The 17,073-nt window shown below is 56.6% G+C and carries 18 protein-coding genes; 2 read left to right on the top strand and 16 right to left on the bottom strand.

The annotated features are described in order from the left end of the window. Window positions 1–233: 233 nt before the first annotated feature. Window positions 234–1,295, bottom strand: coding sequence for a M48 family metallopeptidase (locus FHW16_RS19290; RefSeq protein WP_182550916.1), 1,062 nt, complete (start codon window positions 1,293–1,295; stop codon window positions 234–236). A gap of 1 nt (window position 1,296) precedes the next feature. Further along, window positions 1,297–2,379 (bottom strand): YjgN family protein, encoded by a 1,083-nt coding sequence (locus tag FHW16_RS19285; protein WP_182550915.1) that lies wholly within the window; start codon window positions 2,377–2,379, stop codon window positions 1,297–1,299. Between the two features lie 194 nt (window positions 2,380–2,573). Between FHW16_RS19285 and FHW16_RS19280 the strand changes: the two genes are divergently transcribed. Then, entirely contained in the window at window positions 2,574–4,106 is a 1,533-nt protein-coding gene (locus FHW16_RS19280; protein ID WP_182550914.1) for an acyl-CoA carboxylase subunit beta, read from the top strand. Window positions 4,107–4,136: 30 nt separating this feature from the next. Here the strand turns inward: FHW16_RS19280 and FHW16_RS19275 are convergent, their stop codons facing one another. The 12 genes from FHW16_RS19275 to FHW16_RS19220 all read right to left on the bottom strand — a co-directional run bounded on the left by FHW16_RS19275 (window position 4,137) and on the right by FHW16_RS19220 (window position 13,842). After that, window positions 4,137–4,274, bottom strand: coding sequence for a hypothetical protein (locus FHW16_RS19275; protein ID WP_182550913.1), 138 nt, complete (start codon window positions 4,272–4,274; stop codon window positions 4,137–4,139). A gap of 639 nt (window positions 4,275–4,913) precedes the next feature. After that, entirely contained in the window at window positions 4,914–5,093 is a 180-nt protein-coding gene (locus FHW16_RS19270) for a hypothetical protein (protein ID WP_182550912.1), read from the bottom strand. A 103-nt stretch (window positions 5,094–5,196) separates the two neighbouring features. Continuing rightward, window positions 5,197–5,562 carry a GFA family protein gene (locus FHW16_RS19265; RefSeq protein WP_182550911.1) on the bottom strand — a complete coding sequence of 122 codons (366 nt, stop codon included), beginning with the start codon at window positions 5,560–5,562 and terminating at the stop codon, window positions 5,197–5,199. Window positions 5,563–5,640: 78 nt separating this feature from the next. After that, on the bottom strand, window positions 5,641–6,387 hold the full coding sequence (locus FHW16_RS19260; RefSeq protein WP_246711858.1) for a GNAT family N-acetyltransferase: 747 nt from the start codon (window positions 6,385–6,387) through the stop codon (window positions 5,641–5,643). Window positions 6,388–6,659: 272 nt separating this feature from the next. Further along, window positions 6,660–7,838 (bottom strand): NAD(P)/FAD-dependent oxidoreductase, encoded by a 1,179-nt coding sequence (locus tag FHW16_RS19255; RefSeq protein ID WP_182551102.1) that lies wholly within the window; start codon window positions 7,836–7,838, stop codon window positions 6,660–6,662. After that, window positions 7,838–8,632 carry a YdcF family protein gene (locus tag FHW16_RS19250; protein WP_182550910.1) on the bottom strand — a complete coding sequence of 265 codons (795 nt, stop codon included), beginning with the start codon at window positions 8,630–8,632 and terminating at the stop codon, window positions 7,838–7,840. The genes FHW16_RS19255 and FHW16_RS19250 overlap by 1 nt, the downstream gene beginning before the upstream one ends. Window positions 8,633–8,641: 9 nt before the next feature. After that, complete coding sequence (locus tag FHW16_RS19245; RefSeq protein WP_182550909.1) at window positions 8,642–9,121, bottom strand: GNAT family N-acetyltransferase; 480 nt, start codon at window positions 9,119–9,121, stop codon at window positions 8,642–8,644. Continuing rightward, complete coding sequence (gatA, locus tag FHW16_RS19240) at window positions 9,112–10,593, bottom strand: Asp-tRNA(Asn)/Glu-tRNA(Gln) amidotransferase subunit GatA (RefSeq protein ID WP_182550908.1); 1,482 nt, start codon at window positions 10,591–10,593, stop codon at window positions 9,112–9,114. Before gatA ends, FHW16_RS19245 begins: the two co-directional genes overlap by 10 nt. A gap of 12 nt (window positions 10,594–10,605) precedes the next feature. Then, complete coding sequence (locus FHW16_RS19235) at window positions 10,606–11,088, bottom strand: GNAT family N-acetyltransferase (protein ID WP_182550907.1); 483 nt, start codon at window positions 11,086–11,088, stop codon at window positions 10,606–10,608. A gap of 8 nt (window positions 11,089–11,096) precedes the next feature. Next, window positions 11,097–11,384 carry an Asp-tRNA(Asn)/Glu-tRNA(Gln) amidotransferase subunit GatC gene (gene gatC, locus FHW16_RS19230; RefSeq protein ID WP_182550906.1) on the bottom strand — a complete coding sequence of 96 codons (288 nt, stop codon included), beginning with the start codon at window positions 11,382–11,384 and terminating at the stop codon, window positions 11,097–11,099. Between the two features lie 88 nt (window positions 11,385–11,472). Then, the gene (locus FHW16_RS19225; RefSeq protein WP_182550905.1) at window positions 11,473–13,062 is read right to left on the bottom strand and encodes a hypothetical protein; all 1,590 of its coding nucleotides are present in this window, start codon (window positions 13,060–13,062) and stop codon (window positions 11,473–11,475) included. A gap of 75 nt (window positions 13,063–13,137) precedes the next feature. Continuing rightward, window positions 13,138–13,842 (bottom strand): metal-dependent hydrolase, encoded by a 705-nt coding sequence (locus FHW16_RS19220; RefSeq protein ID WP_182550904.1) that lies wholly within the window; start codon window positions 13,840–13,842, stop codon window positions 13,138–13,140. Between the two features lie 115 nt (window positions 13,843–13,957). Here FHW16_RS19220 and ruvX point away from each other — a divergent pair, with 115 nt between their 5' ends. Next, window positions 13,958–14,452, top strand: a complete 495-nt coding sequence (gene ruvX, locus FHW16_RS19215; protein WP_182550903.1) for a Holliday junction resolvase RuvX — start codon at window positions 13,958–13,960, stop codon at window positions 14,450–14,452. Here the strand turns inward: ruvX and FHW16_RS19210 are convergent. Beyond that, on the bottom strand, window positions 14,422–14,775 hold the full coding sequence (locus FHW16_RS19210; RefSeq protein ID WP_182550902.1) for a DUF6105 family protein: 354 nt from the start codon (window positions 14,773–14,775) through the stop codon (window positions 14,422–14,424). The genes ruvX and FHW16_RS19210 overlap by 31 nt on opposite strands. Window positions 14,776–15,324: 549 nt before the next feature. Further along, complete coding sequence (locus FHW16_RS19205) at window positions 15,325–16,956, bottom strand: acyl-CoA dehydrogenase family protein (RefSeq protein WP_182550901.1); 1,632 nt, start codon at window positions 16,954–16,956, stop codon at window positions 15,325–15,327. Between the last annotated feature and the right edge of the window lie 117 nt (window positions 16,957–17,073).

The raw sequence follows: 17,073 nt of genomic DNA, 5'->3' as shown, positions 1-17,073 counted from the left end.
TGTCGAAGAGATGTTCTGAAATTTTATCCGGCATCATGTGATGCTTGGTCCGTGGTTCCCCCTTCGACAATACTACTTGCATAACCACTGTGCGTGGTTCGACAAGCTCACCATGAGGGAGAGCGAGGATTGCAGAGAGCTGTATTCTGCAATGGTTCCGATTAGCTTTGCAGCACCATTCTCCCTCATGGTGAGCTTGTCGAACCACGTACTATAGATATGCAGCGGGGTACCTAGTTCGGCAGAGCGGCAGCCTTGACCTTCAATTCCTGGGCATAGTCGAGCACGGCTGTTCGCCGCTCGGGTGTGCCGGGATGGGTTTCAAGCATGCTGGTCGGGCTGTGATCATTCATCTTGTCCTCCACCAGCGCGAAGAAGCGTGCAATGGCAGCGGGATCATAACCGGCCTTCTGCATCAATTCGACGCTATGCCGGTCAGCGGCGTTTTCATAGGCGCGAGAATAGGACAGAGCCAGCAATCCGCCGCCCTGCACGAGAATATCGTGCGTGCTGTCACCGATATCGCCGCCGATCAGCATGATCAACCCGGTGACACCCGCAGCGCGGTAAATCTGGCGCAGGCTGTGTTTCAGTTCCACATGGCCGATCTCATGGGCAAGTACACCCAGAAGCATTTCCGTATCGCCATCGGCAAGCTTCACCAGTTCGTCCGTGATGATGACAGTACCATCAGGCAGCGCGAACGCATTGGGTCCGATCAATCCGCCCGACCGGAATTGCAGGTCGAAGCCGCCTGCCCCGCGTTCGGACTTGGCCGCCACTTTCTCAAAGCCGTCATGCAGCTTGGCTTTGTCAGCGCCGGACAAGGTGCTGGGGGAGAAGGTCGTTGTATCAAGGGTCTGCAGCGTACCTTGCGACATGAGCTTCGGCACAACGGGCGGCGTTACCAGAACGGCCACCTCCACCAAAGCGGGCACGGCGTAGCGATAGATTGAAAAGGCGAACAAAAAAGTGAGAAGCACAAAAAGCAGCAGCCGCGGGTGAACCCGTTCCGCGCGGTGCACCCATCCCGCGCGGCTGCCCTTTTGCGAGGCAACCAGCGCATCGATGGCGTCGTTGTCCATCGTTTCGAAACTGGTCCTGTCGGGATAGGTCAGGCGCCGTGGAATCGACCCGACACGATCACTGATATCAATCTTGTCAAAAGCCGCTGCGGACAAAACGGTTCCATCCGCAGCAACCACCGAAACGGCATCATCGGCGAAAATCAGACTGGCCCCTCGCCCCGCGCTCGATCCCTCGCGGTGCCAGAGGCCTGTCGTCAGATTCCCCATGTCAGAAACCAAAATCGATACCCTCGATATCCATGAATTCCGAACCGACAGCCGAACCGCTGTCCTTGATATCGGAGAATATTTCACCGACATCACCATCGAACACAATAGCTGTGTAGACCGCGTGATAGCGGGCCAGTCTGACGGCAGCCCACGGCCGCATCAGTCCAAGGGTCAGAACAGTGACAACCAGGTTGGAAATCACCACCCAGGCATAGCCCCATCGCGGCATATCTGAATAGAGATAGTGCCTGTCATCGAATGTCGTGGCGCTAAAACCGGCATTGCGCACGCCAGCGGAGTAGAGCAGCCCCGTGACCGCATAAATCAGCAGAATCGGCACGAACAGGAGGTACAGGACAAGGATGAATGCAACTTCGCCCGTTGAAGCTTCTTCCTTCATTGTCTCCAGTCCGGCGGATGCGCCGGCAATCAATATGCCGAAAAGAACCAGTCCCACAACCGTGAGGACGGCAGGTAAGATCCAGACACGATAAAGCGAGCCGATCGTCGGGTCCGGCGAAAACACCTTGCCGCCATAACGCAGATTTCCCAACGTATAACGCAATGTCCAGCGGCTGGCGAAGGGTGCCAGAATACCCAGCGACAGACCGGCAACGATGCTGCTCAGGAAAAATGCCCTGACCGCGCCCCAGTAACCGCCGACGAAATCAAAGCGCACATTGCGATAGCTGGTCACGCGGGCACTGAAGCGCAGACCGCGGGCAATCAGCCACGGGATGGCGATAAGAAAAAGCAGTGCCAGAACCAGGCCAACGATCGGCGCAAAGTTGAGCAGGATATTGTAAACAATGAGGTAACCGACAACGAGGATACGGCCGATCAGAATCTGCTTCGGCCGGGCATGATAATCAAACCGGCCATCAGCCAATGCAGTATTGCCATAGAAATAGCGGTTGCGCCGCACCTTGGCCCACGCAGAATAAATACCAAGGGTGACAATCGTCAGCAGTACATTGACGATCCAGATGCCGAAATATTCTTTCGCATTGCCGGAAAAAGAAAAACGATGTCCGGTATATTCAGCCGGACGGCCGAAATGAGCTTGTGGTGAGCCTTCCATGTTTCCCCCGAAACAGTTGTATCCAACAGGACTTCCGAAACTGGCTTAGCCCGACTTGAGGCGGGATAGCAATAATTCCGCTGAAATTTCGCAAGGACGGGCTCTTGATAGTTCAGACAAACCGCTTTCACGTGCCCGTTTGTCCTGATATCAGAACTATCGGTGCCTCGGGCCCCGGGAATGAGGAGGATGCCATGAAGGATGTGCTGATCGAGCTGGAACGCCGCAGAACCATTGCGCGGGAGGGCGGCGGCAAGACGCGGATCGAGGCGCAGCACAAACGCGGCAAGCTCACCGCGCGTGAACGCATCGATATTTTCCTCGACGAAGGCTCTTTTGAAGAATTCGATATGTTCGTCGAACACCGCTCCACCGATTTCGGCATGGAAGACACCAAGTTTGCCGGTGATGGCGTTGTGACCGGCTGGGGCACGATCAACGGCCGGACGGTTTTTGTCTTCGCCAAGGATTTTACCGTGTTCGGCGGCTCCCTGTCCGAAGCGCATGCGGAAAAGGTGCAGAAAATCCAGGACATGGCCCTGCGCAACCGCGCACCCGTCATCGGGCTTTACGACGCGGGCGGCGCGCGCATTCAGGAAGGCGTGGCGGCGCTCGGCGGCTATGCGGAGATTTTCCAGCGCAATGTGCTGGCGTCGGGTGTCATCCCCCAGATCTCCGTCATTATGGGGCCGTGTGCCGGTGGTGACGTCTATTCCCCCGCCATGACCGATTTCATCTTCATGGTGCGCGATACATCCTACATGTTCGTCACCGGGCCGGATGTGGTGAAGACTGTGACCAACGAAACGGTAACAGCGGAACAGCTGGGCGGCGCGTCGATCCACACAACCAAGTCATCGATTGCCGATGGTGCCTATGACAATGACGTGGCTGCATTGCTGCAGATGCGCCGTCTGATTGACTTTCTCCCGGCCTCAAACACGGCTGAAATCCCCGAAGTCGAATGTTTCCAGAGCACGGAGGAGCCTGACCACTCGCTCGACCGGCTGGTACCCGACAATGCCAACAAGCCCTACGACATCAAGGAACTGATCCGCAAAACCGTCGATGAGGCGGACTTTTTCGAGATTCAGGAGAACTTTGCCAAGAACATCGTCGTGGGCTTTGGCCGGGTCGAGGGCCGCACCGTCGGTATCGTCGGCAACCAGCCGATGGTTCTTGCCGGGGTTCTGGACAGCGATGCCTCGCGGAAGGCAGCACGCTTTGTCCGCTTCTGCGATTGTTTCAGCATTCCCATTGTCACATTTGTCGATGTCCCGGGTTTCCTTCCCGGAACGGCGCAGGAATATGGCGGCCTGATCAAACACGGCGCCAAGCTGCTGTTCGCCTATGCGGAAGCGACCGTGCCGAAGATTACCATCATCACCCGCAAGGCCTATGGCGGCGCCTATGACGTGATGGCGTCCAAACATTTGCGCGGGGATATCAACTATGCGTGGCCGTCGGCGCAGATCGCGGTGATGGGAGCCAAGGGTGCGGTGGAAATCATCTATCGCAAGGATATCGGCGATGCGGAGAAGATCGCAGCCCACACGAAACGGTATGAAGACCGTTTCCTGTCGCCGTTCGTCGCTGCCGAGCGTGGTTATATCGATGAAGTGATCATGCCCCATTCCACGCGCAAGCGGGTCTCACGGGCACTGCGCATGCTGCGCAACAAAGATCTCGAAAATCCCTGGAAGAAACATGACAATATCCCGCTTTAAGGCGGGATATGCGGTCGTATTTATTGGACGTTAGCGACGGAAGCTGAAGCCGCCACTGGATTCGCGAAGTATCTGCGAAATGGTGCGCTTGTCGCATGGCTCTGCCAGCTTGGCGGCGGCCTTTGCAATTGTTGCGCCCGACTTCACTGCAACTTTGGGCAATTTCATAACACGTGCTTCAGATGGCGACGCTGTTTCTTTATTTATTGTTAGCATTGATCACACCTCTAGTTAAAACTACTCTCATAAGAGAATAATCCTGTTTCAGCATGCGTCTGTATTTCGGATGCATTGTGACATTAAGAAAATTCAACCGATTTAACAAATCACTATTTGTATCCGATTTTGACTCTCGTTTGAATAAAACTAACAAATCGCAAAAAGGTTCCCCGCCCGTAAATATCACGCAAATATTACACTTTGAAACACCAGTAAAAGCCACCCGTTTGCTAGAATTGGGCTTGGATATGGTTAACGGGATGTACCGTGCAATGGGGATCAGGCGGTTCGTGGTTCGCCCTTCGACAAGCTCAGGAAGCTCACCATGAGGGGGAGTGAGGATTGCAGGGAGTCAGGTTCTGCGAATTAATCGCCCCAATGTTTCTGAATAGCCTAACAGCTACCATCTCTTTCATTAGCCTTAGAACCACTCTCCCTCATGGTGAGCTTCCTGAGCTTGTCGAAGGGCGAACCACGCACACTATTCCTGCAAACATCCCGAGCAGAAAAGAGCACAGCAACCCTCCGTCCTGCGGCCGTTCCGGCGCAGGAGAACTCAATGATAAATCGGGATTGTTATGTGATGACTCAGACGCCCTGAACGCCGACCTTCTTCTGTATCTCGTCAATCGTTTCCTTGACGAAGAACGTCAAACCGGCGGTTACGGTTACGATGTGTGTTCCCGTCCCGTAAGGGTTGAACGAGACAACATGTGCAAAGTTGAGTGTGATGAGATCGCCGTTAACGTCGGTCAGCTTGATCCACATGGCTGTCTTACCTCCCAGTTTGACTGCAACAACGGGTTGTACAAACCCATTGCTGTAGTCAAGGAAGCAGGATTCACCGAGACACGCAATTCGATTAACAGCTTTACCAGAGATTCTTGCCGTCTATGGTTTCCACAGGCACCGCGGCAATGTCGAAATCATCGAAGAGCCGGATATTGACCGAAATCCGCGGGTTGTCGAAATCCGGCTTGTAGTCTGTCCAGGACGGTATCCGGGAATAGGTTCCGCAGCCGCAGACATTGCAGTGATGATGCTTGTTGAAACCGTTGCGGTCATAGACTGCGTCTGCTTCCGGCTTGACCGTCAGCTTGACTTGATCGGGTGTGTAATAGCCCCATATGGCACCACGCTTCGCACAGAAAGTGCAGGTGCAGACGGTAGCCAACGGTGGAGCTCCACTCACTTCAAACTTGATTGCGCCGCAGTGGCAGCTTGCCAGGATACCCATCGTGTCCCCCCTCTTGATATCGCAATGTCAGTATTCATACCTGACGTCTCCTGACAACCTGATGTCAGGAGGCTTCATTCAGTACGGTTTCCTGCGATAATGGTAGCTATGGAGTTCCCGGGTGAATCCAAGGGAGACATAGAGAGCACGGGCGGGTACATTGTCAGTAATGACCTGCAGGCATGCTGCCACGGCGCCCTCCTCCTTTGCCCAATCAAGCAGCGTTCCCACCGCCCGCTGGCCGTAGCCGCGCTTGCGGTAGTCCGGATCAGTGGCAACAGATTCCAGCACGAGCAGGCCATTGCTGATGGCACCATAGGCCTTGGCGACAATCTTGCCATCCACGGTGATCGACGTGAATGCTTTTGGCACGACAATCGACGCAACCATGTCCGTGAAGACCGAATGATCCGCATCAGACCATTCGGCGATCCGTTTGCATTCGCGCGACCATCCCGGCGTCATCTCGCGGGAGAGTTCGGCAGCTGCGTTTTTGGCAGGTTTACGGCTACGCAGATCGCAATGGAGCACTGTGCTGCCGCCCTCGAAGTCATAACCGCGCTCAACCAGCAGAGCCTCCATTTCAGCGGCAATGGTTGGCACCCGGAAGATGGAATCTCGGCTCAGCGACGTGTAGAGCTTTTCCGCTGCCTCGATAACGCCCGCCGGCTCAGCGCGTGGTCCGCGCAGGGGATTGACCGAGTTGGTGCGGCGGATGCTTCCGCCGGAAAAACGCATCAGCCAACCGCCATGCAGAACCTCACGTGGCGACGGCCAGGCATTGAAACAGGCTTCCTCGACATGCCAATTCAGATCATCACTCAAACTGTATGCTCCCGGGTTGATGGAAAATGATCAATTCAAACTGCCTCGCAGCCTGCAAAGACATCAAGCGTGGTTCGCTCACCATGATTCCGTGGTTCGGCAAGCTCACTATGAGGCAGATTGGTGGCTGCAACACTAGTCACAGAGATTGCAGAACTGGACTCCCCGCAGTCCTCCGTCTCCCTCATGGTGAGCCTGTCGAACCACGCATAATGCGAATGCGAACAAATATCCGACGACACCGTGGGACGTTTGCCAGCAAACAGCCAACCTCAGACCGCCTGTCCTGCAACCCAACCCGAGGACCATGCCCACTGAAAATTGTACCCGCCAAGCCAGCCGGTCACGTCGACAACTTCTCCGATGAAATAGAGACCTTTGACGGATTTTGCTTCCATGGTTTTCTGATCGAGACCATCTGTATCGACCCCGCCGAGCGTGACTTCCGCCGTCCGGTAGCCTTCGGACCCGGCGGGCTTCACCTGCCATTCGTTGATGGCTCTTTCGACGGCGAGCAATTGCTTGTCGGAAACATCGGCAAGATGGTTCTGGATTCCGCTGTTCTCAGCAATCAACTGTGCCAGCCGCTTCGGCAAAAGCTCCGAAAGGGCTGTCTGCAGGGCCTGACGTCCATTGCGCGCACGGGCGGCGCGCAATGCTTCGAACACCTTGGTTCCCGGCAGCATGGCGACGCTGATCGTGTCGCCCTCGCGCCAGTAGGATGATATCTGCAGGATCGACGGACCACTCAGACCACGATGGGTGAACAGCATGGCTTCGGCAAATTTTGTTTTACCATGGCTGACCACCGCATCGACTGAAATACCGGACAGTGGCTGCAGCGGTGCGAGTGTATTGTCATCGAAGGTCAGCGGTACCAGCGCCGGGCGGGTTTCGGTCAGCGCCAGACCAAACTGTTTTGCGATGTCATAGCCAAAACCCGTCGCACCCATCTTGGGAATGGATTTGCCGCCACACGCCACCACCAGAGAGGTACAGCGCACGCGCTCGCTGGAAAGCGAGACGACGTAACCGTCCGTCGAAGCTTCAATGGATTCGACAACTGTCTGGAGGCGCAGTTCGGCGCCGGCCTGCTTCATTTCCGTCACCAGGAGATCGATAATCTGCCTGGCCGAACCGTCGCAGAACAGCTGGCCCAGCGTCTTTTCGTGCCAGGCGATGCCATAGCGATCAACGAGTGCGATGAAATTGCGCTGGGTGTAGCGGCGCAGCGCGGAAATACAGAAATGCGGGTTCCTGCTGATATAATTCTGCGGTGCAGCGTGCAAATTGGTGAAATTGCACCGTCCGCCACCAGAAATGCGGATCTTGTCGCCGGGTGCCCTGGCATGGTCGACGATAAGAACCGAGCGGCCGCGCTTGCCCGCCTCCACGGCACACATCATACCCGCAGCGCCGGCGCCGATGATGAGAACGTCGACCTGTTTCATCATGGCGCTGGTAACAATTCATCGGTACGGCCGGTGGCCCAATAGGCGAACAGCCCCACCCACTCCTTCACCACAATGGTGAGATTTTGTAGGGAATCCAGTGGATTGTCCTGTGCAGGCCCGGCATATTCAATGCCTGACGTGCGGTAATCGGCGGGCCATGGCACAACATTGAAGCCTGCCTTGCGGAACAAGCCAACCGATCTGGGCATGTGGAACGCGGATGTGACGAGCAGCCACGTCTCGCCCGGTTTGACATCGAGCAGTTTTTTCGTGAACTGGGCATTCTCGTAGGTATTGCGCGATTCATTCTCCAGAACGAGCCGGTCGGCGGACACGCCCAGCGCCGTAAGCAGGCGCGGCGCCGTGGCGGCATCGCCTTCGCCCTCCAGAACCAGCGTGCCACCGCCGCCTGTCACCACGATTTTTGCATCGGGATAACGCCGTGCAAGTACCGCCGTTTCGACAAAACGATCACCGCTGGCATTGAGTTCATAGCCGCCGCGCACAAGATTGACTCCACCTTCGAAGCCGCCGCCGAGGACGATAATGCCATCCACATGCGAAGGTGCCGGTGACGGTCGCTGGAACCGGTCTTCAAGCGGATGCAGGAGAAGCGCGCCGAGCGAACTCCATGCCGCCAGACCGAGGATGAGAAATGCGCTGGCAGATGCAGCCATGGCAATGCGTTTCCACGATAACCAGATCGCAAAGAACGCGATGGCTATCAGCAGGATGGAAAAATTCAATGGTTGAGCAACAAACCAGAAGATCTTGGAAATAAAGAAAAACATTGACTGTCCCTACGCCAGATTCGCCAGCATTTTGACCTTCTCGATCTTTCGCTCAAGGCTTTCTGACCATTCGAGGCTCTGGTGCACGATCTCAAACCCTTCACGCTGGTACAAACGCACGGCACCCGCGTTACGGGCGTGCGATTCAAGGCGGGCTGTTGTATATCCCGCTGCCGCAATGTCGGCTTTCAGGGCCTTGAGCAGGAGCAAACCAATGCCCTGCCCCTGATAGAGCGGATCGACCCACATATCCGAGATGTAGTCGTCACCCTTGTCACGCGCGCCCCAGCCGAGGATCGTGCCATCGACCTCGGCCACGAGCACGCGGGCAAAATGCTCTTCGGCAAATGCCTGATAGGCACGCTCGACATGCGCACGCATGCCGGGCAGCTCCGGTTCAAAGGAGAAGATATTCGATGCCCATGCACGCATCCCCACCGCGGCCAGCGCCGCGATGTCGGCTTGCGTGGCGGGTCTGACTACCACCATTTCGGCGCGTTGAACTTGCCTGCGGCCTGTTCGATGACATAGGCGGTCTGGAACAGGGTTTCCTCGTCGAACGGACGGCCGATCAACTGCAGGCCGAGCGGCAGACCGCGGCTGTCCAGTCCGGCTGGAACGGCAATACCCGGCAAGCCCGCCATGTTGACGGTGACCGTGAAGATGTCATTCAGGTACATCTTGACCGGATCGGCCGCCATGTCCTGATCAGCAATACCGAAAGCGGCGGATGGTGTTGCCGGGGTCAGGATCGCGTCGATGCCTGCGTGGAACACATCCTCGAAATCCTTCTTGATGAGGGTGCGAACCTTCTGCGCCTGCAGATAATAAGCATCGTAGTAACCGGCCGACAGCACATAGGTGCCGATCATGATGCGGCGCTTCACTTCATCACCAAAGCCGCTGGCGCGGGTCTTTTCATACATATCAACGATATCTTTGCCCGGAACGCGCAGGCCGTAACGGACGCCATCATACCGGGCAAGGTTCGACGATGCCTCCGCCGGAGCCACGATGTAATAGGCTGGCAGTGCGTATTTCGTGTGCGGCAAGGAGATATCGACGATAGATGCTCCGGCATCCTTCAACCAGGCAATCCCCTGTTGCCAGAGCTTTTCGATCTCTTCCGGCATGCCGTCGACACGGTATTCCTTGGGAATGCCGATCTTGAGTCCCGTCAATGGCTTGCCGATGATGGATTCGTAATCGGGAACAACGATATCGACCGATGTCGTATCCTTGGAATCGACCGACGCCATGGATTTGAGCAGGATCGCAGCGTCGCGCACGTCACGGGCGATCGGACCAGCCTGATCCAGCGATGAGGCAAAGGCGACAATGCCCCAGCGCGAGCAGCGGCCGTAGGTCGGCTTGATACCGACTGTACCGGTAAAGGCTGCAGGCTGCCGGATAGAGCCGCCGGTATCGGTTGCCGTTGCACCGGCGCACAGACGGGCAGCAACGGCCGCAGCGGAGCCACCGGATGAACCACCGGGCACGAGATCGGCATTGGAGCCGTGGGCGCGCCAGGGATTTTTCACCGGTCCGTAGTAGGAGCTTTCGTTCGACGAACCCATGGCAAACTCGTCCATGTTGAGCTTGCCCAGCATGACAGCGCCATCGGCCCACAGATTGGACGTGACAGTGGATTCGTAATGCGGCTTGAAACCATCGAGAATGTGCGAGCAGGCCTGCGTGTGAATGCCTTCGGTGCCGAACAGGTCCTTGATCCCAAGCGGAATGCCTTCCAGTGCACCGGCACTGCCTGCGCCCAGACGGGCATCCGATGCCTTGGCCATATCAAGCGCCTTTTCAGGCGTGACGGCGATATAGGCATTCAAGGCCTCATTCGCGGTCTCGATTGCCTTGAGATAGGCACTGGTCAGCTCGGTGGCGGTGAACGCCTTGGCTTTCAGCTGGTCGCGCGCCTCGGCAATGGTGAGAGCGGTCAGATCGGTCATATCAAGTCCTGTTTATTGGGCTGGCGCGAGAGCGAGCCGCTTTTCGTAAAATGCACTGTGTTCCGAATCCGGATAGTCGAGAAATGCGCCGCAACGGGTAAAGCCGGAGCGTTCATACAGCCGCCATGCCGCATCAAAGCCGGGGCCAACGCCGGTTTCAAGCACAAGATGGGTGATGCCCTTCTCCGCCGCAAGCTTTGTAACGGCCTCAAGCAGATGCGAGCCCACGCGTTTGCCGCGCACGGATGGCAGGGTGAACATGCGCTTGATCTCGCCGGTCGCTGCGTCGTGTTCCTTCAAAGCGCCGCAGCCGATCGCATGACCGGTTTCATCGCGGGCAATGAAAACCGTGGTATCGTTGCCAGCCATCTCTTCCACGGTCATCTTGAACTGGAATTCGACCGGCGACAGCGGCAGCAGATGCGCATTCAATGCGTCCACGAGCGCGCGAACGTCATCCTGCAGAGGCGTCTCGACGGCAACCGTGATCGTCATGGCTGCGCCTACTCCACCACTTTCGGAACGACGAAGAAATTCTCTTCGGTAACAGGTGAATTGGCAACGATATCAGCAGCCTTGTTGCCGTCGTCAACGACGTCCTGACGCTTTTTCATGGCCATGGGCGTGACCGATGTCATAGGCTCCACGCCATCCACATTCACTTCATTCAACTGTTCGACGAAGCCAAGGATAGTATTCAGTTCGCCGGTCATGCGTGCTGCATCGTCCTCACTCACGGCAATACGGGCAAGACGCGCAACGCGTTTGACGGTGGAAATATCGACAGACATTGGGATTCCCGAAATTCAAATCTTGATCATGCAGCTATAGTGTCCGTTGCGACCAAGCGCAACGGACAAGTCAGCGCGGAAGGTGCCTTTACTGCGCCGTATCGGCACCTGCATCCGGATCTTCATCCTCGCCTTCCGGAGCCGTGGAGTCGATGGCATCATCCGAGCCGGGTTCGACCACCGGATCCGGGCCTTTCACGGGATTACCGTTGATCGCAACCGAACCATCAGCCTTCTGGTCAACAATCCACTGGATCTTGCCGCCATCGATCGGCGTGCCGAAATCCTTCGCCAGCTTGACGAAGACGATAGAGTTCTTGATATCCTCATCGGTTTCCGCCGCCTTGTTCAAGCGTTCGACAACCTTGTCAAACCCGGCCATTTCCCAGGTGGTGTGGCTCTCGGGCTTCAATCCGGTAAAGGTCACTTCGCCCTCGACCGTGAGCTCTGCATCGGCAGTGCGCACCAGGCTCTTTGAAATCACTAACTTGGGCGGCGCCATCAGGAACTGGGCCGCTGTTCTGGTTTCAAATTCCTCGGAAAGCACTTTCTCGCGCTCGAGATCCATGTCCTCGATCGCACCTTTGACCACCGTATCAAGATCGACACCTGTGGTGCCGATGGTCAATTCCACGTCGGTTGGCAGGAACGGCACGCCCCATTCCGGGATTGGTAGCGGCGGGTATTTCAGGCCATTGGTGCGAACCGCATAATGATAAGCGCCATTCTTGCTGATGCCGTCAAATGTCATATCCTGCGAGATATTCTGCGCCGCAAAGTTGCCCATCGGCGTTTCAACCGCGAAATCCTTGAAGTGGTACTCGCCCTTGAGCTTCTCCCACAGGGGCAGCAGCGCCGACAGTTTCTTTTTCAGCTCAACCTGTTCAGGCTTCTTCAGCTTCTTCTCGTCCGAATGGGCGATGAAGAACGTCCAGAGATCCATGAACTCGTTGTTGCGGAAACCCTTGCTTTCGGCCGTGGTACCAACTTCGCCGCCGCGCACGACAATCTTGATCGGCTCACCCGTGGCCAGTGGATTGGGTGTGGCAGACTCGTCTTCAGGCGCAGTTTCTGCCGTTGGAAGCTTCGTCGAGATGGTTTCGCTGAAGTTCTTGGCCGTCTGCGTCATGTTGAGATCGATGCCGCCCGTGGCGGCCGCGCTGGCGATCATTTCGCCCTTCGATTCGGTGGCGCTTGCGTCAATATCCTGCTCAGGCGTCGTGGCCGTCAGCTTGAACGAGTCGTAGGAAAAGTTCGACTTGGCGAATGTGCCGATTTTTGGATCGAATACGCCGGTCCAGTTGCCATTGCCGATTGACCACTGGAACGATTCCGGACCCTTGGGACCGTTGACCTCAAAAGACCCGGCCGGCATGGCCGCCGACGTCACATTCCATGTCCCGTCAGCCAGCGGCTTGGTCAGGATGCTGTAATCACCAAAATTGCCCTTGAAGTAATCCTGCTTCGGCATGGATTTGAGGAAGGCATCGGTGCTGAAGGTAATGCGATAGGCATCGGCATCTGGCGTTACCTTGAGAATGCCCTTCTTCAGAGCCGTCTTGCCAAAATACTTCGACAAAGTATTGGCAAGTTGATCGGCACCCTTGGCATCGATCGTTTGTGCGAAAGCTGGCGACGAAAACGCCATAACGCAGGACATCAGCAACAGTTTACGCACAATACCTCCAGTAATTCAGTCTATCGTCGTGGCGACGACTTTGCGGTGTGAGAAAATGGCTTTAGCAACCCAAACTCAAACCGTAAACGGGTCATTTGTCTTGGCGACAAAGACTTGTGTCTCGCTTCCGTCCATTCCCGCGACAAATTTATCCGGCGTCTGGTCGATGATCGGAAAGGATCCATAGTGGCACGGTATAGCCTTGGCGAACTTGAAATAGCGGCGGGTCGCCAGCGCAGCCACGGCACCGCCCATGGTAAAGCGATCGCCGATGGGTATGATCCCGATATCCGGCTGATGCAATTCATTGATGAGCGCCATGTCGGAGAATATATCCGTATCACCCATGTGGTAGAGCGTCGGTTCACCTTCGAAATGCAGGACGACACCATTGGCCGAACCCAACGAATGCGAAACACCGTCCTCGGTGATCTGCGCCGATGAGTGCAAGGCGTTGACGTAGGTCACGGTGAAACCCGTGTGCGAAACGGTACCGCCGGTATTCGTCGGATCGACCCGGGCAACGCCGCGATTGGCCAGCCAGGTCACCAGATCGGCATTGCCGATCACAACAGCGCCCGTATCCTTGGCGATGGCAGCCGCATCACCCACATGGTCGCCATGACCGTGCGTGAGGATGATATGCGTGGCACCCTTTGCCGCTTCTTTGGGATCAACACCGCGTGCACCCGGATTTCCGTTGAGGAAGGGATCAATCAGAATCGTGCTCTGGGCAGTTTCAATGCGAAAGGCCGAATGGCCAAGCCAGGTAATCTTCATGTGTTCTTCCCTTGTTTTCAGTCTTTGCTCGCCACAACCGTCTATTGCAGCTATGTGACATTTGTTCGAATTACAACGGCCTTTTGCTGGCCAATTCAAGTGCAGGAATTAACTCTTGACGGTTCTGACCATTGAACAGCTCGAAGATCATGTCGCCGGCGGCCAAACGGTAGCTGGCCTCGACCTTGGCACGAAAACAATCGGCATTGCCATTTCAGACCGGGGTTTTTCATTCGCCAATCCGCGCCCCGTGCTCAGGCGCAGCAAGTTTACCCATGATGCGCAGGATCTTCTGAAAGCACTCAAGAGCGACAATGTCGGTGCCATTGTCATCGGGCTGCCGGTCAACATGGATGGCAGCGAAGGCCCACGGGTGCAGGCAACGCGCGCCTTTGTCCGCAACATGGAAAAGCTCACCGACCTGCCCTTCATCTACTGGGACGAGCGACTGTCGACGGTTGCAGCGGAACGTGCGCTGATCGGTATGGATGTATCACGGCAAAAACGCGCCGAGCGGATCGATTCCGCTGCGGCAGCTTTCATTCTGCAGGGAGCGCTGGACCGCCTGCAGAGCCTGCGTCAGGACGCGGACGGCAATTCCTTCGAATAGGCCAGCGCCGTATTGACCGACGCCGTGGCAGCAGCAACCGCACGGTTTGCCCGCCATACCTTGACCCAGGCGATGATCTGCTTGCGGCGGCGGAAGGCGATCAGGCAGAAAACCAGCCCCGTATCGACGATGCATGCACGGGCGACCAGCGGCGGAATGCTCTCCGGCGCAATACCCAGGATATTCCCGTAAATGGTGAAGACCAGATCGTGCATTTCACGGCTGAAGAAGTACATCCCCATGCTCAGATCGTAGTAGGAAAGAAAATACCACCCCCACAGAAAGCTTAACGGGCCTGCCCAGAATATCAGGAAGCTGCGCATTCATTTCTCCTAGCGGGGAAGAACAGAGTGAGTCGTGTAACCCCGTGAATTTATGAGGTATTTTCGAATCACATTGATATCTGCTAAGACTTTAGGCGCAACGTAAACTGTTTGTTAAGGTTAATTTCAAAAAATTTTATTAAAATTGAAGGTATTAGCGAGGGCGGTTTTCGGGCTGCCGAAGCCATTGATTTCAGGCTGCTGCAATTATTTGACAAAAGCGGTGTTGGGCGTGCTGAAAAGCGGAGGGATTAGAGAACCGTTGACCTTGGCATCACCAACGTGCGTGGTTCGACAAGCTCACCATGAGGGAGAGTGAGGATTGCAGGGAGTCAAGTTCTGCAAAGAAGGTGAATAGCCTCTGCAATGTTTCCGATTGGCTTTGCAGCTACCATTTCCCTCATGGTGAGCTTGTCGAACCAAGCAGTATGGTTGTGCCATCACCTTGCCTATCGAACAGCTCGGCGCTCTGCAGCTTACATCTGCAGGAACAGTGAGCTTGTCGAAGGGCGAACCACGTACAATGGTAATGCAAACAGGAATTAAACCTCAATTGGCGGGAGGAAACAGCGAATTCACGATGCTCTTGGCGTTATGACGGGCGTCGAGCATGCCGTAGGTCGTGCGCCATTGTCCGCCGAGCCGGGTTTCAATGAAGGCATCGGCGATATCTTCCGAGTGCAGGTGCCGCAGTTCCGCGCCCGCTGCAGCCAGCGCCAGCTGTTCGGTCAGGATACGCGCGGCGCCCTCGTCATTTTCCGCAACGCGCATGGCGGCACGCAGTACCTCGACCGTGCCCTGCCCGCCGCGCCCGAGTTGCGCTCCGATCCAGTTCAGCACTTCGTCGAACAGTTGTGGACCGCGCTTGAGCACGCGCAGAACGTCGAGCGCCATGACATTGCCGGAGCCTTCCCAGATCGCATTGACCGGGGCCTCGCGGTAATGGCGGGCAAGATTGCCCTCCTCGATGTAGCCGTTGCCGCCGAGGCATTCCATCGCCTCGTACAGCATGGCCGGGGCAATCTTGGCGACCCAGTATTTCACCACCGGGGTCATCACCCGGGCAAAAGCCGCCTCGCCACGATTCTGCGCCGCGTTGTCAAAGGCACGGGCCAACCGGAATGTCAGCGCTGTAGCGCCGGCCACATCCAGTGCCATGTCGGCCATGACCCGCAGCATCAGCGGCTTATCGATGAGCGGGCTGTCGAAAACAATACGATGGCGCGCATGGTGCACAGCCTCGGCGAGGCCAGCGCGCATCATCCCGGCGGACGCAATGGCGCAGTCCAGCCGTGTCAATGTCACCATATCGATGATGGTTTTGACGCCGTCGCCGGGACCGCCGACCATCTGGCCAAGCGCATTGTCAAATTCGACTTCCGACGATGCATTGGAGCGATTGCCGAGCTTGTCCTTCAGCCGCTGGAAGCGGAAACCGTTGGATGAACCGTCCGGCAGGATGCGCGGCACGAGGAAACAGGACAAGCCCTCCCTCGCCTGTGCCAGCACCAGAAACGCGTCGGACATCGGCGCCGACATGAACCATTTGTGGCCGGTAATCCGGTAGAAGCCGCTGCCGGCGGGTTCGGCGCGCGTCGTATTGGTGCGCACATCCGTGCCGCCCTGTTTCTCGGTCATACCCATGCCGAGCGTCAGGCTTGCCTTCTTGGCCGGTGATTTGTTGCTGGAATCATATTTGCGCGGCAGAACCAGCGGCGACCATTCGCGATAGAGACTGGGCGATGCCATGAGTGCCGCCAGCGACGCATTGGTCATGGTGATCGGGCAAAGGTGTCCGCATTCCAGCTGTGCCGTCAAATAGAACCGTGCCGTACGCGCCTGATGCCGCAGGCCGTTTTCGGTCGGGCCGTCTTCCCATATTGATGAATGCAGACCCTGTGCCACGGAACGGCGCATCAGCGCGTGATAGGCCGGATGGTAATCCACCACGTCGATTCGATTGCCCTGCCGGTCATGGGTGCGCAGCTTGGGTGTTTCCGTGTTGGCCAGCCGGGCCAGATCCTGGGCATCGCCAGACAGGACAAACCGTCCGCCTTGCTCCAGCTCCGTCCGGGTCGCCTGCGGAAACCGTTTGGTGATCTGCATCAATAACGGGTCGCCGAGATAGGCGTTGAGGCCGGTCATGGGGGGCGTCTGGTTGAGAACGTCGTGGGTTTTCAAGAAAATGTCCTGATCAAATATTTACTGTCTTTACGGCATGGCCTGTTTCATCCGAACAAGTCCGCGCCGCAATCATGAGTCGCGCATTTATGGAATGAAGGTTCTGACAAGCGGTTA

It is taken from the genome of Phyllobacterium myrsinacearum (assembly GCF_014138285.1).
Lineage (GTDB): Bacteria > Pseudomonadota > Alphaproteobacteria > Rhizobiales > Rhizobiaceae > Phyllobacterium > Phyllobacterium myrsinacearum_A.
Note: the sequence above shows the minus strand (reverse complement) of the source record. Positions and strands in the feature narration are given on the sequence as shown.

Coding starts and splice junctions, on each gene's coding strand:
- FHW16_RS19280 (WP_182550914.1), top strand. CDS start 2,574: ATGAAGGATGTGCTGATCGAGCTGGAACGCCGCAGAACCATTGCGCGG.
- FHW16_RS19210 (WP_182550902.1), bottom strand. CDS start 14,775: ATGCGCAGCTTCCTGATATTCTGGGCAGGCCCGTTAAGCTTTCTGTGG.
- FHW16_RS19250 (WP_182550910.1), bottom strand. CDS start 8,632: ATGTTTTTCTTTATTTCCAAGATCTTCTGGTTTGTTGCTCAACCATTG.
- gatC (WP_182550906.1), bottom strand. CDS start 11,384: ATGTCTGTCGATATTTCCACCGTCAAACGCGTTGCGCGTCTTGCCCGT.
- FHW16_RS19245 (WP_182550909.1), bottom strand. CDS start 9,121: ATGGTGGTAGTCAGACCCGCCACGCAAGCCGACATCGCGGCGCTGGCC.
- FHW16_RS19255 (WP_182551102.1), bottom strand. CDS start 7,838: ATGAAACAGGTCGACGTTCTCATCATCGGCGCCGGCGCTGCGGGTATG.
- FHW16_RS19275 (WP_182550913.1), bottom strand. CDS start 4,274: ATGAAATTGCCCAAAGTTGCAGTGAAGTCGGGCGCAACAATTGCAAAG.
- FHW16_RS19220 (WP_182550904.1), bottom strand. CDS start 13,842: ATGAAGATTACCTGGCTTGGCCATTCGGCCTTTCGCATTGAAACTGCC.
- FHW16_RS19285 (WP_182550915.1), bottom strand. CDS start 2,379: ATGGAAGGCTCACCACAAGCTCATTTCGGCCGTCCGGCTGAATATACC.
- FHW16_RS19290 (WP_182550916.1), bottom strand. CDS start 1,295: ATGGGGAATCTGACGACAGGCCTCTGGCACCGCGAGGGATCGAGCGCG.
- FHW16_RS19265 (WP_182550911.1), bottom strand. CDS start 5,562: ATGGGTATCCTGGCAAGCTGCCACTGCGGCGCAATCAAGTTTGAAGTG.
- gatA (WP_182550908.1), bottom strand. CDS start 10,593: ATGACCGATCTGACCGCTCTCACCATTGCCGAGGCGCGCGACCAGCTG.
- FHW16_RS19270 (WP_182550912.1), bottom strand. CDS start 5,093: ATGTGGATCAAGCTGACCGACGTTAACGGCGATCTCATCACACTCAAC.
- FHW16_RS19235 (WP_182550907.1), bottom strand. CDS start 11,088: ATGACGATCACGGTTGCCGTCGAGACGCCTCTGCAGGATGACGTTCGC.